This window comes from Dyadobacter linearis (assembly GCF_907165045.1).
GTDB classification, from domain to species: domain Bacteria; phylum Bacteroidota; class Bacteroidia; order Cytophagales; family Spirosomataceae; genus Dyadobacter; species Dyadobacter linearis.
Map to the genome: position 1 here is coordinate 419,192 of NZ_CAJRAU010000006.1, position 22,980 is coordinate 442,171.

The following is a 22,980-nucleotide window of genomic DNA, read 5'->3' on the forward strand; positions in this document are numbered from 1 at the left end:
GAAGACAGAAAAAAGCGGTTCCGAGCTGCATTAATGAATGGTTTTGGTCATAAGCTGACCTGATTTAAACGAATCGAAATCAAGCGCGGCCACATCCGATTGGAATGCTTCAAACTGCGCGTCGCTCATATTTTTTACGGGTAAGCGAAATTTACCACAATCCATCCCCACCACTTTCATATAAGCCTTACCGACTGAAATTCCACCATATTTGCCTAGCAAACGGATCATATCAATTGATTTCTGCTGTAATGTGCCTGCTTTAACAATATCGTTCTGTTCAAAAGCTTCTATTAATTCATAATAAAGCGGCGCCGCATAGTTGAATGTGCTGCCGACCGCGCCCTTCGCACCGACAGCCAGGGCAGAAAGCATGTTTTCATCGCGGCCCCAAAGCATATCGTATTTGCCATTCCGGAAATTCAGGCATGATTGAAAATCCATGAAATCCTCGTGCGTATACTTGATCCCGGCAAAGTTTGGAAGCCGCCCGTCGATGGCTTTCAGCAGATCAAACATTGGGAAACCTACGCCGGTGAGCACCGGAATGTGGTAATAATAGAAAGGCATTTGCGGCACCGTTTCGGCAACGGCGATGATGCATTCGGCCAGCATTTCCACATTAGCCGGTTTGAAATAAAAAGGACTCGTGAATGAAACCGCGTCCAAACCGATTTGCTCGGCATGTTTTGCCAATTCAATGCAATCGGCAATGCAAGTCCCGCCCAGCAAAGGCATAATGGTGAAATCCTGATCCGCTTTTGCACAAACTGCCCACGCCTCGGCCACCTGCATTTTCTCCGAAACCGTCAGCGAAACGCCTTCACCCGTGGAGCCGCAAATGAATGCGCCGGTCACGCCATTTTGTTTCAAAAATTGATAATACGCTGGAATCAGATCCAGGTTAAGGCTGCCGTCTGCGTGCATGGGTGTAAACGGAGCGGCAATGAGGCCTTTCAAATGTAAATTCATAATATAATGTTGATAATCTGATGCTTAATTTGGTCTTGCGGTTTGGTAACCCGGCGTTTGCGCCACGAGCGGATCATTGGTCCAGATGTTAGCCTCAATCGGCCATAGAATCCGGTAAGCTTGTGTGGCTTTGTCGAGCAGGCCGTAAGGATGGCTTGCACTCTTAAATATAAGTGGTTCAGCGCCATACTTCATCCTGCGGAGGTCGTACCAGCGTTTTCCCTCGTGCACAAATTCCTTGGTACGCTCTTCAAAAATTGCCAGTTCATTGGCATCTTTTCCGGCGTTTTTAAATGGCTTCGGATCCTTTGCAGGTGCAAAAGCGCGGTCGCGCACCGGCTGAATAAACGCAGCTGGATCACCGCCTTCTGCATTGGTAATTTCGGCAAGCATCAGCAAGCGGTCTGCCTCCCGATACACCGGCCAGTCGTCGGAAAAGTAGCGTTTGTTGGCATCGATGGTTCCCAGGAATTTCACCAGCGCGGTGTTTTTAATGGTTGTTACATAAGGCTTCACGTCCGTATTGACTTTATAAAAATCATAAAAAGTAGCATTCCGCCGCGTGTCGGCTATATCGTAAGATTGGAACAGCTCAAAAGTGTAAGCATAGCGCTGGATCACTTGCATGGAATTAGGCGCAGCCAATGTCAAAGGATCAACCAGAAAATTGCCCACTCCTGCGCTGACCGTTGAATCCTTGTAATGCAGTCCGTTGAAATTAAATGTGGAATAAGTGTAAGCCGCCACATTACCCATTTCAGCCTCACCTACCCGGAAGCGGATCGCAAAAATGATCTCAGCATTATTCTTTTGATTATAGGCAAAAACGTTGGCAAAATTGGGAAGTAACGCGCTGCCCGTCACCGCATTCAAAGCCGTTTTGGCTTCTGCCAGATCGGCTGTTGCATTATACACTTTGGCCGACCATAGGAAAACTTCTCCTTTGAGCATTAAAGCCGCATTCGGTGACCATTGACTTTTGTCCGTAGCCGCACCCTGCGCGCCAAATAACGAGATTGATTTGTTCACGTCCGCCTTGATCGCCGCCAGCACATCCGCCTCGGAAGCACGGGCTTTTCTGAGCAAAACCGCGTCCGTTGTGCCATTCAAAACATCCGCTTCGAGCACCAGCGGCACGCCGCCATATGTCCGCAGCAAGTGAAAATAATAGTAAGCACGCATCGCATAAGCTTGTCCTAAAAGATAGCTTTTGCGCGTTTCGGAAAGGAAAGAGATCGCTTCAACTTTCTGGATAAATAGATTTAGCTGCAAAATCGGGCCATAAAATCCTGCCCAGTTACTAACGCCGGAAGATGTTTCTTCCAAACGCTGCTCGATCACCGGAAGCTCATTCAATGAAGTCGCCTGACGGTCCACGGTGCTGTAATTGCCGCCGCGCATTTCGCCCAGGCGCAGAAACTGGAACTGGTTGTCCCGGAATTGCTTGTGCAAACCCACCATGAAATTGCTAACCTGCGATTCGTTTTGCCAAAAGTTGCTGTCGCCGAAATAATCCTGCGGCGTGAGTTCAAGCGCATCCTGGCAGGCGCTGCCCAGCACCGAAAGCAGAGCCCAGCAAATGTAAATTCTGATCTTTTTCATCATGTCAAAAAGTGAAATTGGCTCCAAGAATAAGGGTTGTAGGAATAGTATAAGCGCTGTTTTGTGAGCCGGTGCGCTCGGGCAGGCTCAGCATTTTGTTGGTAACATAGCCCAGGTTCTGCCCGGTGGCCGTGAATGTTAATCCCGCAATTTTTGCACGCTGCAAAAGGGAAGAAGGAACAGTGTAGCTTAACGAGATCTCACGGAATGCGAGGTAAGACGAGTTGACCCAGAACATGCTGCTAGGCCGGTCGAAATTCTTGGAATTCAGCTGATCTGCCCAAGTATAGCGCGGATATTTCGCATTAGGATTCTCCGGCGTCCAGGTGTCTTTTACCAATTCGGTTGCATTGAATTCTCCCTGGAAGCTGCCCAGTGCCCACATTTGCTGGAAGTCCATTTGTTTGTGACCCAAGGCAAAATCCATCCGGGCGAAAAGGGAAAGGTTTTTCCAGCGAACTGTTGTGTTGAAACCACCCGTCCATCTCGGGATTGTGCGCCCAAGTGAAACCATATCGCGGGTGTCGATGGTGTCGTTTTGATCCAGGTCTTTCCACATCATATCGCCCAGTTGGGTTGAAATGTAGGTGGCCCTGTTCAGGTTTCTGGAATTGATCAATGCATTGCTGGCCACCCGTTTTCCGGCGGATGCGCCATATTGCACTTCGCCGGCGGCAATGTCTATCTTATTGTATTTGTCCAGATCTTCGCCCGTGCGGATGATGCCATCGCTCACGTAACCGAAAATCTCGCCTGGCTCCTGCCCTTCCTGCAAGCCGCCCGCCCAGATCACATTACCCGACCTCGGATCATACACGCGCTGGCCGCCCTGACGGTTATTTTCATTGCCGTTGAATGGCAGTTTCAGGACCTTATTCTTGTTCCAGGCCGCGTTAGCACCGATTTGCACCGTAAAATCCTGCTTTTGAACTGCCTTAAAAACACCTTCCAGTTCTACCCCGCGGTTGCGCATGCTTCCATTGTTGGTGCGAACGCTGGCCACACCAGCAGACGTTGGCAACAATACGCTGGCGATTTTGTCCGTGGTTACGCGGTTGTAGACGGCAATGTTCGTGGTGATGCGGTTATTGAAAAATCCCATTTCCACGCCTGCTTCCACCGTGTTGCTCTTCTCCCATCTCAGGTTTGGATTGGCTACGCCGGTTTGCAAAAAGCCGATGCTGCCGTTGTAAGGAATTTGCGAACCATATGACCCTTGCAGTTCGTAAACGCCGATCCCATTGTTTGTGCCAATGCCAATGTTCCCGTTCTTGCCATAACTCGCGCGGAGTTTCAGGAAGGAAAGCCACTGCTGTGTAGAAGCCATAAATTCCTCTTTATGCACCAGCCAGCCAGCCGAGAATGCCGGGAAAGTACCAAACTGGTTGTTGCCAATCAATCGGGAATAGCCGTCACGCCTTACTGTAAACGAAGCAAGATATTTGCCGTCGTAATCGTAGTTCAACCTTGCAAAACCAGACATAATGCGCTCCTGCGTGTGGTAGGAATCAACGCTGCGCGTGTTTGCGTCATTGGTCGTCAGGCCCAGGTCCTGAAAATCGTCTGTGGGTGCGAGACGGCCTGCAGCACTGAAACCACGGGTGGCTTCATCGTAATATTCGAATCCTGCCATGGCGTCGATGTAATTCTTGCCGAAAGATTTTTTGTAGTTTAAAATGGCATTGTAAGTCTGGCGAATGGTGCGGTCGAAACCGGCCGATGATGCCCTGTCGCGGTTCCAGCCTGTATTCGGATTGGCCGGGTTCATAATTCCAATCCGGTAATCGCGGTTGAAAGATTCACTTTCGGCTTCGTCGTACATTAAGATCCCGCCGATCCTCAGAAACAAATCATCACTGAAATCGACCTTGAATGCCTGCCCGAGCGTGAATTTGTCCGACTGATTTCTTCTTTTGTACTTATCAATGTTCAGGCTTGGATTACCATCGCTGGCGTCGCGACCGAGGATCAGGTCGCCATTTACATTGGTACCACGCATGGTTGGCGGCGCAGAAAGCATCCTTCCCCAGTAATTGGCTTCACCGTTTTGAAGCGACTGATCGCGCCAGTTGGCTCTTGCAAAAGCAATGCTGCTTTCGGATTTCAGCCAGCTTTTGATCTTATAATCACCATTCAATGTGAAGGTTAACCTGCGGTAGAATGTGCCGAGCGAAAGTCCGTCTTCATTGTAGTAGCCCAAATTGGCATAGTAACCGCCTTTTTCATTCCCACCATTCATACCAATGTTATAATCCTGGGAAATAGCAGGCGATTTGAACGCATAATCACCGTAGTTAAAATCTTTGTAAATCAGGTCCGCATTTGTTCCGTTGGGGTCGTAGGCTCCTGCCTCATTGGTTTTGATGGGATCTTTCATCGTTTTCCAGCCGTCATTTGCACTAAGCAATTCGCGGTTCTGGTCGGTGAGGCGCATGGTGCTCCATATGGCGCGGGAATCATAATTTCCGTCCAGAATGGCTCCGTTCGCATCTTTATATAAGTTTCCTGTTCCGCGCGGACCAACGCCGCTGAGTAATGAGGAAGTAGTGACGCCGTTTTTGATAGCTTCCACCACGCCCATCCGTGTCCATTTGATGTAGTCCTCCGCATTGAGATAATCATAAGGAACATTCAGAAAATTGATCCCGGTTTTGGATTTGAATGTAATGGATGAGGAGCCGGCTTTTCCTCTTTTGGAAGTGATTAACACCACACCATTGCTTGCACGCGCTCCGTAAATGGCTGTGGCAGAAGCATCTTTCAACACTTCCATGCTTTCGATATCGTCCGGGTTAATGTCGCTTAGTGAACCGCGGACCTGGCCGTCCACCACGATGAGCGGGCTGCCGCTGCCGTCGAAGTTGGTGCCGCCGCGCAATGTAATGCTGGCAACCGAGCCCGGGCGGCCTGTTGAAGTGGCAACCCTTACGCCTGCGATGGTTCCCGCCAGAGCCTGCGCCGGGTTCGAGCGCATTCCCGTTTCCAGGACTTTGGAATCTAGCTTGGCAATGGAAGAAGTGATCTTGGTCCGGCTTGCGGAGCCATAACCGGTTACCACGACCTCATTTAATGAAGAAACATCCGGTTTTAGAAAAATATCGAGCTTTTCAGAAACACCGACGGGCACTTCCTGCATCACATAGCCAACCATCCTGAATTGTATCACATCACCACCGCTCACCTGGATCGAGTAATCACCGTCCACCGAAGTTTCCGTAGCAATGCTTTTTCCTTTGAGCAAAACCGTAACGTTGGGAAGCGGCTGGTTGTCGTCCTCGGAAATCACCTTGCCGGTGAGCAACCTGCCCGACTGCGCTTGCAAAGCCACTGCAAGGAACACGCCTGCGAGACTGAGAAGCACTTTTAAGCGCGTAATGTTGAATTTCATAAAAGGCTAAGTTTTAGGATTTGTATTATGTATGACATAATAAAGGTAAAGGGATCAGCGTGTTGATTCCAAGCTTCTTGTGAAAATTATTTTTTATGATGTTAAATTGATAATAAAAAAATCACTTGCAGATTGGAAGAAAACCACCACTTTTGTCAGACATAATACGCAATACGCATCAATGGACGACATTTTTCAGAGCATTAAGACGATTGACACGAGCTCGCTGGTAGACAAGGTTGAGAGTAACCTTATCGCATTATTTATTGAAAAGAATTTCAAAGTGGGTGATTCCATTCCAAAAGAATTGGAACTCGCACAGTCGCTTGGGGTAAGCCGGACGGTGGTTCGGGAAGCAATGTTACGCCTGCGCCTGATGGGTTTGGTGGAATCCAAAAAGCATCGCGGTGCCGTGATCACGAGTCCGGATCTGGTTTCGATTCTTGAAAAAAGCATGAACCCTAAAATCTTGGATGACAATACATTAAGGGAGATTTTCGAAATGCGCTTGTCGCTGGAAATCGGAATGGCCGATTTTATCATGGAGCGCGTTACGCCGGAAGACATTGCGGCATTGAAGGTGCTGGTCGAAAACGAGCCGTCGGCTTCGGACCGGATGCTTTTTCAGATCGAGCATGAGATCGCATTTCATGGCAAGCTCTATGAAATCACACGTAATGAAACGATGAAGAAATTCCAGCGGATGCTATTGCCTGTGTTTGATTATGTGCATAAAAGCGGCTTGCTCCGCAAATATTCGGCGAATGCGAGCTTTGTTTCCCATAAAGGCCTTGTTGACATTATAGAAAGCGGCAACTCGGAGCAGCTGCGCAATTCCATGCGAAGCCATTTGGAAAACCACTTTGCGAGACTTTTTGAATAACAAACCTGCCCTCCTCATGAAACTGCATATCCTGCTGCTAGTCATTTTTCTTCAATTTTGGTCAAAAGAAGTCTTCGCTCAAAAACAAATCGCCATCACCATCGACGACTTGCCGACAATTAGCAGGACCATGAATACCGATGCGTTGAGAGCGGAGCTGACAGATCAGCTTTTGGGTCATTTGAAACAACATAAAGTCCAGGCCACAGGGTATGTCATCGGGGAGAAACTTGTCAAGGACGGAAAAATTATTCCCGCTCAATATGGGTTACTTAGCAAATGGCTGAAAGGTGGCCATTCACTTGGTAACCATACTTTTGGACATTTAGGCATCAACGATATTTCGGCAGCTGCCTATGAAGCGGATGTGCTTGGTGGCGATACACTGCTTCGGGATTTTCTCCAAAAAGAAGGCGCTGAACTCAAATATTTCCGGCACCCCTATCTACACAGAGGAAATACGGTTGCGAAACGGGATTCGCTGGAAATGATATTGGCCAAACACAAATACATCCAGGCACCGGTAACGGTCGATAACGAAGAATACATTTTTGCCGCTGCCTTTGACAAGGCAATGGGCAGCAAAAACCAGCTCCTGGCCGATTCGATATCGAAGACATACGTCAACTATATGATGGATTATGTCCATTACTATGAATCCCAGGCGGATTCGCTATTCCACCGGCCCATTCCGCACATTCTGCTCATGCATGCCAACCTGCTCAATAGCAAGGCACTTGGCCAGTTGCTTTCCAGATTGGAAGCAGATGGTTATCAGTTTGTCACGATTCAAAAAGCGCTGCAAGATCCTTGTTACCTCACGGAAGATCAATATATCGGAAAGAGGGGCATCTCATGGATTCACCGCTGGGCTATTACCCAAGAAAAGAATGGTGCATTCTTCAAAGGCGAGCCAACAGTTCCAAAATTCATCTCCGATCTGATGCAATAGCAATTTTAACTTCACTGACGTTTCTCTTATAAAGTCCAGAAAGTCCTCTAAGGCGCTGGATCAGTTTCCGGCACTTTTAATTCTTTTACGGAACAATTTGCATTCAAACAAGCTGATGCTTAACTTATTGCAATATAGGCCGGTGCACGGATTTTCTCAACACAGAAAACTTACAGTGAAAAATCGCAGTCAATATTTTCCCATTATCTTAATTGCCGTCTTGGCAATTATTTCCTTATCAATCGCTGCAAATGGTCAGGCGCCAGCACCGGCAACCAAGGGCGTTTCGTCAATGCTGGCCGCGCTTGAAACTAAGATAAAGCAACAATCTAATGCCGTAGAAGCTAAATTAATAGCTTGGCGGCAGGACATCCATCGTAATCCGGAACTGGGTGATCAGGAACAACGAACAGCCAATCTGGTAGCAGACCACCTGCGTAGTCTTGGCATTCAGGTGCAGACAGCAGTTGGTGGGACGGGCGTCGTGGGCATTCTCAAAGGGGATAAGCCGGGCCGCTTGGTTGCCCTGCGCGCAGACATGGACGCCTTGCCCATTCAAGAGCCATCCGGATTACCATTTGCCTCAAAAGCCACTCAGCAGCAGAAGGGTGTAACTGTGCCTCTGATGCATGCCTGCGGACACGATACCCACACAGCCATGTTGATGGCCGCCGCCGAAGTACTCACCAGCTTGAAAAGCGATTTACCTGGCTCAGTCATGTTCATTTTCCAACCTGCCGAAGAAGGATCAAGCCTCGTCGAGCCTGGTAGCGGTAAGAGTTGGGGGGCCAAGCGGATGCTGGAAGATGGCTTGTTTGCCAAAAACAAACCGGAAGCTGTTTTCGGATTGCACGTTCATCCTGGCAAGTCAGGACAGATAGATTACAAACCAGGACCAGCCGCCGCGAGCAGCGACGTCCTGAATATCTCTGTAAGCGGCCAACAGGGTCATGGAGGGATGCCCTGGAACACGATTGATCCTGTTGTGGCTTCTGCCCTGGTGATTACGGGCTTACAAACCGTAGTTAGCCGCCGGACCGATTTGACAACCTCTCCGGCAGTCGTTTCGGTTGGCATGATCCACGGAGGGTCAAGTCAGAATGTTATACCGGATACCGTGAAAATGGTTGGGACGATCCGCACCTACGACGCTGACGTGCGCAAGCAGCTGCACGCGGATATTAAGCAGGCTGCGGAGCATATTGCCGAAGGCACATATGCCAAAGCTCAGGTTACCATTACGCCGATGTACGATGTTACAACAAACGACCCTATGCTGGCGAGCCAAATGTTGCCGGTACTGAAAAGGGTAGCCGAAGCGGGGGTGGTTCCGGGAACACTCCAGGGCGCATCTGAGGATTTCTCATATTTTGCCAAAGAAGTACCGGGCCTTTATATTTTTCTGGGTATTACGCCAGACGGTGAAGATCCCGCTCAGGCCGCTCCGAATCACAATCCTAAATTTTTCGTTGATGAAAAGGCACTAGTGGTAGGTACACGTGCAATGGCAACTATGGCTGTCAATTTTTTGCTCACTGGCCCCATGAAACCAGCAGCAATCAAACAAGAAAAGTGATGAGATCCTGCTTATTCGTCGGAGGTTCTGATCCGGAGATCAGAACCCCGAGCCTAGCTGGTTTAATTCAACTTCTTGATCCTGATATTCTTAAAATAGGCTTTGTTCCCGTGATCCTGTAGTGCGATCTTGCCTTCATCAGCAATCGCGTAATCCGGGAAATCATTCCACTTTCCGCTGTTCCGCTCTTTTTTCCACTCTTCTGAGCCTACCTCAAAAGAAAGAATAAGCGCGCCGTTGAGCCAATGTTGCACTTTTCCATTGTCGTACACAATCCGGCTGCTGTTCCATTCGCCTACGGGTTTCAGCTTTTTTTCAGGTCCCGCAATTTTCATCGCATAATCAGCACCCGTTTTTTGCCAGTCTTCCAGCTTTTCGGGAAAACCAATATCGTCAATGATCTGATATTCAGGTCCGGTTTCATATGGAGCTTTGTATTTCGGATCTTCTACCACATGGTACATCACGCCGCTGTTACTCCCTTTGTCCACCTTCCACTCCCAGCTGAGGTCGAAGTTCTTGAATGTGCCGTCGTACACCAGATCTCCCCCGTGCGCATCTTTGGCAGCGCCCAGACAAACCAATGCACTATCCTGCACAATCCAGTTCTTCACCTCCTTACCAGGCTGGTTGAATACGTGCCAGCCCGACAGCGAAGCCCCGTCAAACAAGACTAACTCCTCTCCTGCCCCCGACGATTCAATTGATACAGAATCCTGGTCATTTTCAGAATCCGACTCGGGTTTGGAAGTACAGGATAACGCAACGGCCACAGTCACAGCGGCTAAAAATGATGAAACTTTCATACAATTATATTTGGTTTGGTGATTTTTCAAATTGCCTTTTCCTGGCCGCATTCGCCTTCTTCCGGCCTTTCAATGAAGCCGTCTTTTGTATTGACCGGCATTTCAGCGTGATCGATTTTCTTAAACACTTTCCCCAGAGAATACGGACTGATCTTCGAAGAGGCTACAATTTGCCCGGAACCGGGCGGTGTACTGTCATACCAGAAGGTGCGCAGATCGCCGGGCGGAAGTTTGACGTTCAGGGTTTGCAGAATATCCACACAAATGCCCGCCCCTGTTCTGTCAGCCTGCATACTTCCCCTGTTTTCGAGTGAAGAAAGGTAGCTGACCAGCAAATCAAACTGGGCGCTATCCAGCTGAAAGCCGACAGCCAGATCGATACTTTGCAGCGGCCTGGCCATATTTACAATATGGGCCGCATTGTTGGTAGAATCTGCGTAAAAAGCGATGGTTCTCGTGATTATAGCGCCCTCCTGGTCCTCCGTACTCAACTGCATGTACACCCTGCCCGCAGGGTACCCGCTCGGATTGAACGGATTAAAAGGGAAATTGACATTTGCCACAGGCTGGTCGACCAGTATCCGTAGCGTGCGCATTACCTTCTTGTCCCGGACAAAACAAGCGAAGTAGGAATCGGGATCGGCGACCAGTTCGGCTGGCTGCTGCCTGGGTTCCACGGCTATAAAATTAATATAGCATATATACATCACCGGCAGCAGTACCGCCAGTATTTCCGGGAAGCGTTTCATGGATTTTTTGCTTTTAGTTAGTTGTCGTGAAGATGATATGCGACTAAATGATCGATTAAATTCGGCACAATTGCGCCGGTTTCCATGCCAAATGCATCTGCCGTTTCCCTGAGCGTATCTGCATAATAGTACCCGACCGAACCCACGCAATTGAAAATCAAAGTGCGAAACTCAGGATATGCACTGACGAGATTTTCAAAAAAATCATGGAAACTATCCCTGATCACACCTTCCGAGTAGGCTTTGTCCATCTCGGGATGGTTCAGAAATAATACATAGTTCGCACAATACCGATTCGGTAACGGAGTACTATATACTTCGTCCATGATTACGGCCGGTGTCTTTTTGTATTCCTGATAAAAAAGCTTTCGGGCGGCTTCGGGCATGCGGCCCCGGATATAGTCAGACAATATCTTTCTGCCCATATAAGAACCGCTGCCTTCGTCTCCCATTAAAAAACCTAGTGACTCGATTTGCTGGTCGATCTGCACACCATCGTAGGTACAGGTATTGGTGCCGGTACCGAGGATCGCTACAAAACCGGCGTTTCTTTGAAGCAAACCGCGGGCTGCTGCGAGCAGGTCCACCTCCACCTGTAATGCTGCTCCCCGAAAAAATTGTTCGAGTGCGTTGACCACCAGTACTTTCTTCTCGTCCTGACAACCTGCACCGTAGAATACCACTTCGCTGATTTTTGACGTATCTATAAACTGAGGAATGCTATTTCCAAGAGAATCAAAGATGTATTTTGAATCAACAAAAAATGGATTATATCCCTCTGTAGCAAACTTACAGACTTCCTGACCCGCACTGATCAGGCACCAATCTGTTTTGGTTGAGCCACTATCCGCAATCAATTTCATAGCAATCAGGCATTAATCGTTTGCTCCCGCTTGCCGGCTTTGTAACCCGACAGGGAGTAATAAAGAATAAATAAATAGCAGGGCACCAGCAGCCAATAGGCAGACTGCGGATCGTGGTGATCGGCATAGTAACCGTAAATCAGGGGGATTACCGCCCCGCCCGCGATCGCCATCACCAACAAAGCCGAGCCCAGATTGAGCAATGAACCAAGTCCGTCCAGCGCCAGCGGCCATATCGAAGGAAAAACGAGCGCATTGGCGAAACCCAGAAAAGCAATGAAGAAAACAGACGTACTGCCTTCGGTAAAAATCGCGGCCAGCGCAAAAGCAATTCCCAATACCGCAGAGCCTGTGAGTGCGGTGCGCTGACTGATGAACCGTGGAATAGTGAAAATTCCGATCAGATATCCAGCAAGCATGGAAGTGAGTGTGAATGAGGTAAAAAACCGCGCGCTCGCCATATCCACGCCTTTGAAAGATGCATAACCGATAATCGTATTGCCCGCGATCACCTCCACGCCGGTGTAGAAAAATAATGTTGCCACACCCAGCAGCAAATGTGCGTGAGACCATATTCCCGCAGGCTTTTTGTTATCCAAAATAACAGAATCGGTTGCTTCTCCGTCCAGTTCGGGTAGTGTTGATTGTTGCACAAAAATTGCAAGTGCAACGAGAACGATCGTAATGACAATGTATGGATTGATCACTTTAAGTGCCAGCGCATCCAGTTCCTGCGCGCGTTCCACAACTGACAGCAATGCGATCGCATCAATTTGTTCCTGGGTATTGTCAAGAAGCACAAAGCCCAGTGCGAGCGGCCCGAGTATGCCCGCGACGCCATTGCAGATCCCCATCAGACTGATCCGCTGCGCGGCACTTTCCATCGGCCCCAAAACGGTAACGTAAGGATTGGAAGCTGTTTGTAAAATAGCCAGACCTGTTCCCTGAATAAACAATCCGATCAGGAAAAGTTCGAATGTTCTTGCCAGAGCCGCCGGAATGAAAACCAGCGAGCCAACCGCCATAACCGCCAAACCCAGCGCCATTCCATTTTTAAAACCGGTTTTTTTCAAAAGCATTCCCGACGGTACCGCCATTACGAAATAGCTGATATAGAAAGCAAAGCCGACCAGCTGGGATTGAAAATGATTGAGCTCGCAGGCAATTTGCAGGTATGGTACCAGCACGGAATTCATCCAGGTCACAAACCCGAATACAAAAAACAGAAACCCGATGATAACGAGTGGGCGCATAACTTAATAGTTTTTAGTAGAGATCCGGTTCACCACGCGATCCAGAATATCCAATGGAAATACAGACGGAAGTCCGTACCAGAAACAAGATCCTTCGCCCTCATACACCCGCGTTTTAATATGCCGCTCCACGGGCAGGTAACTGGATACATCATTGCAATACCCGGCTACGGAAACCAGTTTTTCCGGCCAGAGCTTTTTAATCGCCAAACCATATTCCGTCACCACTTCGCGGGAAAGCCCGATCAGTTTCCACTCTCCTATGTTGATCGTCTGGATATAAACCGGCATTGATTTGGGCATCGTATTTTGTTCGAGGTGACTGAGCATCAGATCGGCCCAGGCTACATTCCGCTCCGGCTCCATTTGTGCACCGAGCTTACTATTTGTCTCCCGGAATTCGACCAGCTTCTCTTTGCTCCATGGCGTAGTTTCGGCCAGCACACTGTCCATGTGAAAGGTAACTGGCCCCGAAAGCGGCTTCATATTGCTGTCCATCACTTTTAATGCGTCGGCAGCAAGCTTTGCGCCTGTAATTTCAGGTTCGTCTATCGGGTTGATATCACCCGCGCAACCCTGCATAAAAAGCGCCGTAGTTTTGATCTTGCCAGCTTCTTCGAGTGCATTTCTCATAAATCCCGGATAGTTGCTGCTTACCGTGAAATGTTTGATACCGGCCGTACCCGCTACCGGGTGGCAGCCACTCAGCACCATGACCGTTTTTTCGCTTCCGTCTGTCCGCTCGGCGGTCAGCACGTCCACGGCGTTATCGTAAGGGGTAGCCAGCTCTCCGTTACTCCTGTTGCGGCCAATCGCGGTTGTGCCCCGGCCCACTTTCACGTATGAAGGCGCCGAAGAGGCTAATGCCCGGTCGGCCGCTTTCAGCATCGCGGGACGCACTACTTTGTTCATGTAAGCCTCGTCGGGATACCGGTTATGCGGAGCCCAGGTCAGCCATTTTTGTGTGCCCGGCGCAAAGTGCGTGTGCGACGCATTGATCAGGATCGCTTCCTCGGGTAACCGGTGCTTTTTAGCAATATCTTTCTTAATTTCATTGATAAAACTACCGTCAAACCCGCACAGGTCCAGGCACATCAGCAGCACCTGGCTTTGCTCGCTTTTCAATGCAAGCGCCCGCGCAAACAGTTGTTCCGGCTCCTTTCCGTGGATCACAGCAGCTTCAAAAAGTGAATCGGTTTTAGTTATTGCATATAATTTATCCTGCGACACAAAAATCTCTTTCGGCACCACACGCGGGATCTGTCCGTTGTGATATGCTGCCCGCATCCAGCCCCTTTCCGGATTGGGCAGATGCAGCCGGTACAGCGTGTCGCTTCCGGCAGCTGCGTACATATCATTGTTTTTGACGACAAAACCTGTGATTCCGGGTAATGCAGGAAGGCTCTTCCCGGACTTTCCGGCTGTGATATTTCCTTTGCTGTCGAGCTTGTAAGTTACTTTACCGACAACCGCAGTTTGCACAGAGCCTTTACCAACTTTGGGGATTGACCTGGAAATTGCAGGGTTGCTGCTTTTTAGTCCTTTTGGAAGCCAGGTGAATGCAAACCGCCCCGCCCACGGGCCGGCGTAGCCTGAAAGTGCGACGGAGAAAGACTCTTCTCCCGGTTCCAGACTTTCACTGGCAACACCTACCTGGTACACCTGCTGGGCATTTACCAACTCACAACCTCCGAGCAATACCATCAAAAACAATCTTGTCAGACTCCGCATCATTTTCTATTTTGTTTCCAAAAAATCCATTGCATTGCTCACGCTTCCCCGGCTCACCAGCAGTTCCTTCGCTTCGGTATAGTCTGAGATATTCCCCATCCGCATCAGCATTTTTACAGCGCGGTCCACGATCTTGTCGTTGATCAGCTTCACATTGACCATCTTATTGCCCTTCACCCTTCCCAGCCGGATCATGGTGGTTGTGCTGATCATATCAAAGATCATTTTCTGCGCAGTCCCGCATTTCATGCGCGTGCTGCCCGTGATGAACTCAGGGCCGGTAATTACTTCCACTGGAAAATCGGTGTAGCTGGCTATTTCCGAACCGGGGTTGCTCACAATGCAGCCGGTTGCAATCCCCGCCGCAATGCATTGCCGCAATGCGCCGAGCACAAAGGGCGTGCTGCCACTGGCCGAAATGCCCACGACGATGTCATTTGCATTTACTTCTGCCTCCCTAAGTGCATCCCACCCTGCTTCGGGATCATCTTCTTTTTCTTCGAGCGCATCCGCAAGTCTGGGGATTCCGCCTGCCAGGATTGCATTAAAAACACCTTTTTCGATACCATAAGTGGTGGGCAGCTCGATCACGTCCAATACCGAAAGTCGGCCGCCGCTGCCTGCACCGACGTAAAACAAGCGACCGCCCGTTTCAATCTTCTGTACAATGGCTGCGATCAGGTTTTGTAGAGCGGGCAATGCGACATCAATCGCCTCGGCCACCGTTTTATCTTCCTGGTTGATCAACGAGGTAATTTCTTCAATGCTCTTTTGTTCGAGGTGATCGTGCCGGGAATCACTTTCTGTAATTCTAGTCATATTCGTTATCATGCTTTGGCCAGCTGCGGCGCGTATTTTTGAATTCTTTTAATCGCATAGGCGATCTGCTCCATATCTTTTTTGGTACCCAGCAACATATTCTGGAAAAACCAGACTGATTCGTTGTTGGTCAGATAATCGTTTTGCGGACACTGGTTTCTTTCCAGCCAGTCTTTCATGGTTTTTTCTCCGTACACTTTCAGGTAATGCCGGTTGCTCGCCAATCCTGTCACATACGAATTCTTGTTCATTTGACCATAACCTACTGCGCACGGAACCCCTTCTGCATCAAGCGCTTTCAGGAATTTTTCACGACTTAAACCGGCAAAACCTTCTTTGTTATACCTGAACATATAAAGGTGGAATGCGCTCTTAGTAACTCCTTTATATAGTTTCGCGGGTGTGATTCCCTTTATTTCGTTCAAAAGGCTGGTAAGGTAAGCCGCATTCTTCCAGCGCGTTTCAGTCTGCTCCACCACGCGCGACATTTGCGCACGCAACAAATTTCCCTGAAACTCGGTCAGCCGCAGGTTTGTACCACGCGTACCAGACGAACCCGGCAGGAAACCCGTCGATTTTTCACCTTGTCCCTGGTTGTGAAAATCGTAGCAGGTTTGGGCAAACTTTTCATTGTTGGTAATGATAGCGCCGCCTTCGCCGGAGTTGAGGTTCTTGGTAGCCTGAAAACTGAATGCCCCGCCCAGGCCCAGGTTTCCCACTTTTTTGCCCTTCCATTCGGCCAAATGCGCCTGGCATGCATCTTCGATCACAGGTATCCCTGCTTTTTCCGCCATTGGAATAATGGTATCCAGATCAGCCGGGGAGCCGCCGATGTGCACGGGCATGATCAGCTTCGTTTGCTTCGTGATCGCCGGTGTGATTTTCGAAGGATCGATCTGAAAGCTTTCAGGATCAGTATCCACCAGGATCGGCAATGCGTAGTTGAGTGTCACCACATTGTAAGTGGCGATGAATGTGTACACAGGGATAATTACCTCGTCGCCGGGACCGATATCCAATGCGCCCAGCATGGTTTGCAGCGCGCTTGTTCCGCTTGAAACACCGAGTGCGTGCTTTGCGCCGAATAGCTTGCTGTATTCCTGTTCAAACTTATCGACAACGCTGTTACCGCCGAGCCGGCCCCAATTTTTGCTGTCCAATGTTTGTAAAATTGCGGTTTTCTCAGTGTTGTCGGCGATCGGCCAGGCTGCGAACGGGCCGGGATGCGCTTTACTGCCACCCAGTAATGCAGGCTTGGAATCGTCCGCCGTTTTTCCGATCGAGAACGTTGGAAAACTGACCGCAGCGCCCAATGTCGCGAGCGACGCGCTTTGTATAAATTCCCTTCTGTCAATATTCTGGTCCATTGTTAATATCTGTTTATTAAGAAAAAAAATAATAATGCTTTGTTACTCGGTTTTCAGCACCAGCTGCGGGCTGTAATTGTAATAGTTACCAGGGTTAACCGTCCGCGCAGCCGCCCTGATGTAATAGGTCGTTTTGGGGCTCAGGCCCGTGAGCTGATAGGTACGCTCGCCAGAATCAGGAATTTTATCAGCTGAAACATCATCCAGAATCGTTTTTCCGTGCGGGAAGACAAGCATATTGGGATTTGGAGAAGTGCTCCACGTAATGCCCAGCGCCGCGGCTTTCTGCTGCGCGTTCACTTTCTGGTACGAGATCTTCACCGTGGCAAAGGTCGCGGACGAGCTTACCAGCGTGCTTTTTACCCGCATATTTGGCATCACTTCAATATCCACATTTTCATTTTTGGAAAGAGAAACCGGTTGCTCGGCACGGACGAGCGTAAAAGGTCCCTCCGCCACCAGCCGGTACTCGGCCGGGAACATTTTGCTGTTCACAAAATTTCCGTCCGGGAAAGTGGTCAGCATCAGCGGCTGCTCCGAACTTCCTTCATAGGTTTTCACAACGGTACCTGCATTGATCCCGCCCGATTCCACCAGTTCTTTGCTTTCCGAATCGATGATCTTCCCCGTCAGTTGCAGGGAAGGTTTTTCGTAATTATCAATGGAGCAGCCGGAAAGCAATGCGGCTACCATGAAAATGCTTACAGATCGTTTCATAAGGTTGTCGTTTTTGATTACCATCCGGGGTCTTACCATCCTGGATTATTGCGAATGTTGGCATTGGAGCGGATATAGGCGGATAAATCGCTGTAATAGTCGCGCTCCTGGAACAGCCGCGTGTAGCCATTATCGATCGGCGCTCCCGACTGCTTCCTGAATGTGTACTTGTAATTTCCATCCTTGTATTGCAGGTAGGGCCACAATCCGTGCATCTGGGTATTGCGGAAAAGGCTGGTTCCGATGCGCCATCTTCTCATGTCCCAGAACCGTTTGTCTTCAAATGCCAGCTCTATCTTTCTCTCGTTGCGGACCTTTTCGAGCGTCAGCTGCGCGGTGGTCAGTTTGGCAATACCTGCCCTGGAACGTATCTGGTTGATCGCATTCAATGCAGCGGCTTTGTCAAGATTTGCCTCAAAATTGGCTTCTGCGAGGTTCAGCAGAATCTCTGCATATCTGAAATCAACGTAGTTTTGAGCTGAGCGTCCGTCCGGTACGATCCCTCCTTTTGTATTGATGTATTTACGCAGATAAAATCCTGTTTTCCCAACGTCGCCAAGCGGCGCAGGTCCGTCCAGTCCGACCTGCTTGCGGCTCGGATCTAATGGAAAATCAGCTCCCGGCGCATCGTACACAGTTCCGTTCGGTCCCACAATCCCGCGGTATATTTGGATATTCCTGCCAATAAACGGAGATTCAGACCTTGAAACCGTCGCTTTGAACCTGGGGTCTTTTTTCTCAAAAAGCGCATCTGGCGTTTCAAAAACCTTATTTTCATAGTCAAGCTTTCCAGGTGTACCATCGATATTCTCGTAAGATTCTACCATTTCCAGCGTCACCGAACCCACACTTCCGCAGCAGGCCGGCTTGAAACTATGCGGCAGCACGTAAGTATCATACAAATGCGTTTTGTTAGGATCACTGTATGCTTTTTGAAAGATTACTTCCACGTTGTTTTCATCCGTAAAAATGCTTTCATAGTTAGCCGCCGGATCGCCGGATCCACTTTCATGATCGTAGCTTTTTGCATAAAGCGAGTATTTTTTTCCATCGATAATCGCTTTGGAAGCACTCAATGAATGCTGGTAATATTGCTGGGCCTGGTCTGCCGGAATGCCTATCAACCCGTTGAGTTGAACCGCACCATACTTAGCGATCGACGCGGCGTACAGCATCGAACGTGATTTGAGCGCCAGTGCCGACCATTTGGTGGCTCTGTTAGAGTTGGTCGCATCCCAGCCTTCTGGCAATCCAGCCGCTGCCGCATCCAGTTCCGCGAGTATGTAATCATACACTTCCTTTTCGGTATTGCGCGAAACTTTGAGTGCCTCTATATCGCTGTCAAAGCTTTGCACTTCGGTAATAATCGGCATGCCGCCGTATTTTTTGACCAGATCAAAATAGTAGTAAGCGCGGATAAACCGGCACTCGGCAGTCCGTGTAGCGATTTCCTCCGCTGTAAGTGCGCTCGTCGGGATCATTTCCAGGAAATAATTGGCCTTTCTGATCCAGGAGTACATGGTCGTGTTCAGCGCCAGCGCCTGAATGCCATAATCGGATACGAATATAGAACCCGCGTAAGGGTGGGAAGCTTCGTCGGTATAATGGAATTCAAAGGTAGCGCCGCCTCTTACCATGCCCGTTGGAATGTTGTCGTAAAGCGCAACCAGGTAAAGATCGACCAGCTGGGTTGACTGCCACACATCCGCGTCTGACACCAGGTTCAGCGGCTTGCGGTCGAGCACATCATCAACGCAACCCATAAAGGCCAGCAGCATAAATGAAAGTAATATTTTGCTCTTCATCTTAGTCAATTAAAAAGTGATGTTAAAACCCAGGTTGTACGTTTTTTGCAGCGGGTAAACCGAATTTCTGCCGGTAGGCGTTTCCGGGTCCATGTATTCGAGACCTGAAAAAGTGACCAGATTTTGTCCGCTGAGAAAAGCTGTCAACGATTTCACTCCAATGCGTTTCAATTGCGGCAGGTCCACTGTATAGTTGATATTCAATGCTTTCAAACGAATGTAGGAGGCATCTTTTAACCAAAAAGAAGAAAACCGATTGTTGTTGTTCGTACCATTGTTGCGGATCGCCGGGTAGCGGCCAGGTATCCATTCCGAATCCGGGTTGGTAATATCCGCACGGTGCCACCGGTCCATAAAGTATGCGTAGGTACTCATATCGTTGGCAAAAGGCTGGATCAGGAAATGCTGCATTTGCATGACGAAATTGGCCCCGCCCTGCCAGTTCATTGTCACTGAAAATTTCTTCCAGGATGCATTGAGGTTCAGTCCGTACATGATCTCCGGAATCTCGCCACGCCCCAGCGGCTGACCATCGTAGTCGTTGATCACGCCGTCGTTGTTGAAATCCTGGTATTTAATATCTCCGGGAAGCAATGTCGAATTGCCAAGTGCGTCCTGTACTGGCGAGCTGAGAATTTCTTCTTCCGACTGAAACTGCCCGACCGCTTTCAATCCCCAGAACCTGTTTTTCCACCTGCCCTGCACGCTGTTCCGCCAGTAGGCATCCTGCGAGGGGAATTCTCCCTGTTCGTAATCCGTCCATTTCGATTTCGAGAAAGACACATTTCCCGAGATATTGAATTTCACCTGACTGATCTTGTTGGAATGACTTACCACAAGCTCCATCCCGGAAGTCTGGTCTGCATTCAGGTTCTCGGCAGGCAGTCCGGCGCCGAAAGTACTTGGCAACTGCAATGCCCTCGTACCCAGCATACCTTTGCGCTGGCGTCTGAAAATATCGAATTCAACGTCCAGCAGGTGATTTTTCAGGCCAAAATCAATACCCGCATTAAACATACTCGTACGCTCCCAGGTAATGTTGGGATTGGGCACACCTGCATCAACCAATCCGCTTGACACTTCATTACCGCCCATAATGTAGGTTTGCGAAGGATAATTATAACCCGCCAGGTATTGAAAAGCGCCGGTATTGTCATTCCCGGATTCCCCATACGAGCCGCGCAGTTTCAGGTTTCCGAGAAAAGGAAGGCGATCTGAAATGAATTTCTCTTCCGACAATCTCCACCCTGCTGAAACTCCCGAGAACAGTCCCCAGCGTCTCTCCACAGGAAAGCGCGGCGAGCCGTCGTAGCGAAAACTGTATTCAAGGAGGTATTTGCCATCGTAATCGTAGCTGAATCTGCCCACGAGGCTTTGTCTCCCATCATCCATCGCAGTTCCCGAGTTGGTCTGGCCAAGGAGCGGGCCGGCGAAGAGCTGATCGATCGGTACTACGTAATTATCTCTCCTGGCGGAAATGCTCGTTCCTTTGATCTCATTTTCCTCGTAAAGAAGCAGCGCGCCCACATTATGGTGATTGGCAATGAGCTTGTTGTAATTGAGCGAAGCCTGGATGCGGCTTGATGAATTCTCGCCTTTTCCCAGTACAAGAAAATTACTGTCACGCCCGCCTACTACGCGTGACGTTCCTGTGGCAGGGTCCCAAACGTGGTGCTTGATCTGCTTTTGCCAGTGCTTGGAATCGTCATAGAGCAAATCGTAAGCCGCCAGGAACCGGGCATTTAAACCATCAATGAAAGGGATTTTGTAATCGATAGCCAGGTTACCCTGCAATGCATTCCGCCGGTTTCTGGCATATCCTGATAATTCAGGTTCCAGGTATCCCGAAAGTCCGTAATTATTATTGGATATCTTCCCGTCCGGTGTCTTCGGGTTCACGATCGGCCACGAGTATTGCAGCCAGGAAGCCATTAAGTAAGCGTCCTGCACGAGGTCGTTCCGCGTTTCGCTTCTTGCTCCGATATCCACGGACACTTTCAGGTTGTCGTTGATCTGCGCCTCTACATTCGACCTGAAATTGTATTTTTTGTAAGTCTGGTCACCCTCGCCCCACATGGCAGTAGCTTTGTGCCCGCCCAGCAAAAAGAAATATTTGATCTTGTCGCTTCCTCCTCTCACACTTAGGTTTTGCTGTACAACCGGCGTATAGTCCCTTACATACAAATCGTAATAGTTATAGTTTGGAAAATTGATCGGGTCACTGCCGTCGCGGAATTTCTGTACATCGGCCTGGCTGTAAACCGGTGTACCTCCGATATTTACGGCTGCCTCGTTTTTCAATGTTGCAAATTCTTCGGAGTTAACCAGTCTTGGGTACTTGGTCACATGCTGCACGGAATAATTCATGGAATAACTCAGCTCAGGCTTGCCCGAAACGCCCTTTTTGGTTGTTACAAGTATTACACCGTTTCCGCCGCTCACGCCGTATACCGAGGCAGACGCAGCATCTTTTAATATGGTGATACTCTCGATTTCATTCGGATCGAGCCGGTAAAAATCCCTGCCGACGATACCGTCAACCACCACAAGTGCATTCCCGAAACCACGGATTGACAAAGTAGGGTCATCTTTTCCGGGTTCGCCGCTGCGCTGTACGGATATCAGCCCCGGCAGGTTCCCGGCAAGCAGGTTACCTACGTTGCCCGACGGAACGACAGACAGTTGCTTCGCGTCCATCGTGGCTACGGAGCCGGTAAGGTTTACTTTTTTCTGCGTTCCATAACCCACTACCACCAGCTCTTCCAGTGAATTAAGCGCCGGCTGCAATACCATCGACACAAAACTTTTGGTACCAACCGACGTTTCCTGGGAGGTAAATCCGATAAAGCTGAAAACTAGTACCGCGGAAGTATCTGCTACCTTAATCTCAAATTCACCTTTTTCATCCGTAATCACGCCGGCCGTGGAACCTTTGAGCAGCACACTCACGCCGGGTAACGCTTCGTTCTTTTCGGAGTCCGTCACTCTGCCTTTCACCACAATTTCAGCCTGTTGCGGCGCTATCATCACGCGCGGCACTTCACTGCCAAGTGTTTTCAGATTGCTGTGATCGGGTCCTTTTCTTTGATTGGGTGTTATTTCCGGCGTACCTGCTGCATTTGTGCTCGCGGGCAGGATTACAAATGAATTTCCTTTTACTTTTCTGTGTCTGAGCCCGACCGGTGTGAGCAACTGCCTGAGATTTTCTTCAAGCGTACTTTTGGGTTTCACCGTCATTCCCCTCGCTTCCAGTCCTTCCAGGAGTTTTTCCTCAAAAAGAATATCTGCTTTGTAAAGCTCCTTCAATTGCAAAATTACCTCGCGTACCTGTTTTACCTGTGTTTCGGTTCTTTCCTGGCTCACTTTGTGCTGTGGAGACAATGCCAGGATCTGCGCTGAGACCTCAATGGAAAGGGAAAGAAATACAGCCGCGGACCAAATGCTGATAAACCTAAATTTTTGTCTCATGTAGCAAGAAAGGTTTAGTAATGGACATG

The 22,980-nt window shown here is 49.2% G+C and carries 16 protein-coding genes; 3 read left to right on the forward strand and 13 right to left on the reverse strand.

From position 1 onward, the window contains the following. Positions 1-30: 30 nt before the first annotated feature. From KOD92_RS20855 to KOD92_RS20865, 3 genes are read right to left on the reverse strand one after another with little or no spacing between them, the layout of a single operon-like run. Positions 31-972, reverse strand: coding sequence for a dihydrodipicolinate synthase family protein (locus tag KOD92_RS20855; protein WP_215235528.1), 942 nt, complete (start codon positions 970-972; stop codon positions 31-33). A gap of 24 nt (positions 973-996) precedes the next feature. Further along, a complete protein-coding gene (locus KOD92_RS20860; RefSeq protein ID WP_215235529.1) occupies positions 997-2,577 on the reverse strand; it encodes a RagB/SusD family nutrient uptake outer membrane protein in 1,581 nt (526 codons plus the stop codon). Position 2,578: 1 nt separating this feature from the next. Further along, complete coding sequence (locus KOD92_RS20865) at positions 2,579-5,962, reverse strand: SusC/RagA family TonB-linked outer membrane protein (protein ID WP_215235530.1); 3,384 nt, start codon at positions 5,960-5,962, stop codon at positions 2,579-2,581. Positions 5,963-6,143: 181 nt separating this feature from the next. Here KOD92_RS20865 and KOD92_RS20870 point away from each other — a divergent pair, with 181 nt between their 5' ends. The 3 genes from KOD92_RS20870 to KOD92_RS20880 all read left to right on the forward strand — a co-directional run bounded on the left by KOD92_RS20870 (position 6,144) and on the right by KOD92_RS20880 (position 9,373). Then, complete coding sequence (locus KOD92_RS20870) at positions 6,144-6,845, forward strand: FadR/GntR family transcriptional regulator (RefSeq protein ID WP_215235531.1); 702 nt, start codon at positions 6,144-6,146, stop codon at positions 6,843-6,845. A gap of 16 nt (positions 6,846-6,861) precedes the next feature. Continuing rightward, a complete protein-coding gene (locus KOD92_RS20875; protein WP_215235532.1) occupies positions 6,862-7,797 on the forward strand; it encodes a polysaccharide deacetylase family protein in 936 nt (311 codons plus the stop codon). A gap of 115 nt (positions 7,798-7,912) precedes the next feature. Beyond that, positions 7,913-9,373, forward strand: a complete 1,461-nt coding sequence (locus KOD92_RS20880) for an amidohydrolase (RefSeq protein WP_229254778.1) — start codon at positions 7,913-7,915, stop codon at positions 9,371-9,373. A 62-nt stretch (positions 9,374-9,435) separates the two neighbouring features. Here KOD92_RS20880 and KOD92_RS20885 read toward each other — a convergent pair whose 3' ends face one another. The 10 genes from KOD92_RS20885 to KOD92_RS20930 are packed head-to-tail and all read right to left on the reverse strand — an operon-like array spanning position 9,436 to position 22,951. Next, positions 9,436-10,179, reverse strand: coding sequence for a 3-keto-disaccharide hydrolase (locus KOD92_RS20885; RefSeq protein ID WP_215235533.1), 744 nt, complete (start codon positions 10,177-10,179; stop codon positions 9,436-9,438). Between the two features lie 26 nt (positions 10,180-10,205). Further along, positions 10,206-10,928 (reverse strand): hypothetical protein, encoded by a 723-nt coding sequence (locus KOD92_RS20890; protein WP_215235534.1) that lies wholly within the window; start codon positions 10,926-10,928, stop codon positions 10,206-10,208. Between the two features lie 17 nt (positions 10,929-10,945). After that, positions 10,946-11,791, reverse strand: coding sequence for an N-acetylglucosamine kinase (locus KOD92_RS20895; RefSeq protein ID WP_215235535.1), 846 nt, complete (start codon positions 11,789-11,791; stop codon positions 10,946-10,948). 5 nt (positions 11,792-11,796) lie between these two features. Further along, positions 11,797-13,044 (reverse strand): sugar MFS transporter, encoded by a 1,248-nt coding sequence (locus KOD92_RS20900; RefSeq protein ID WP_215235536.1) that lies wholly within the window; start codon positions 13,042-13,044, stop codon positions 11,797-11,799. A 3-nt stretch (positions 13,045-13,047) separates the two neighbouring features. Beyond that, positions 13,048-14,778, reverse strand: a complete 1,731-nt coding sequence (locus KOD92_RS20905) for a hypothetical protein (RefSeq protein WP_215235537.1) — start codon at positions 14,776-14,778, stop codon at positions 13,048-13,050. A gap of 3 nt (positions 14,779-14,781) precedes the next feature. After that, entirely contained in the window at positions 14,782-15,594 is an 813-nt protein-coding gene (locus tag KOD92_RS20910; RefSeq protein ID WP_215235538.1) for an N-acetylmuramic acid 6-phosphate etherase, read from the reverse strand. A gap of 8 nt (positions 15,595-15,602) precedes the next feature. After that, a complete protein-coding gene (locus tag KOD92_RS20915; protein ID WP_215235539.1) occupies positions 15,603-16,961 on the reverse strand; it encodes a DegT/DnrJ/EryC1/StrS family aminotransferase in 1,359 nt (452 codons plus the stop codon). 42 nt (positions 16,962-17,003) lie between these two features. Then, positions 17,004-17,678: a DUF3823 domain-containing protein gene (locus KOD92_RS20920; protein WP_215235540.1), complete on the reverse strand. Its 675-nt coding sequence runs from the start codon at positions 17,676-17,678 to the stop codon at positions 17,004-17,006. Positions 17,679-17,710: 32 nt separating this feature from the next. Next, a complete protein-coding gene (locus KOD92_RS20925; protein ID WP_215235541.1) occupies positions 17,711-19,483 on the reverse strand; it encodes a RagB/SusD family nutrient uptake outer membrane protein in 1,773 nt (590 codons plus the stop codon). 9 nt (positions 19,484-19,492) lie between these two features. Continuing rightward, a complete protein-coding gene (locus tag KOD92_RS20930; RefSeq protein ID WP_215235542.1) occupies positions 19,493-22,951 on the reverse strand; it encodes a SusC/RagA family TonB-linked outer membrane protein in 3,459 nt (1,152 codons plus the stop codon). Positions 22,952-22,980: the final 29 nt, after the last annotated feature.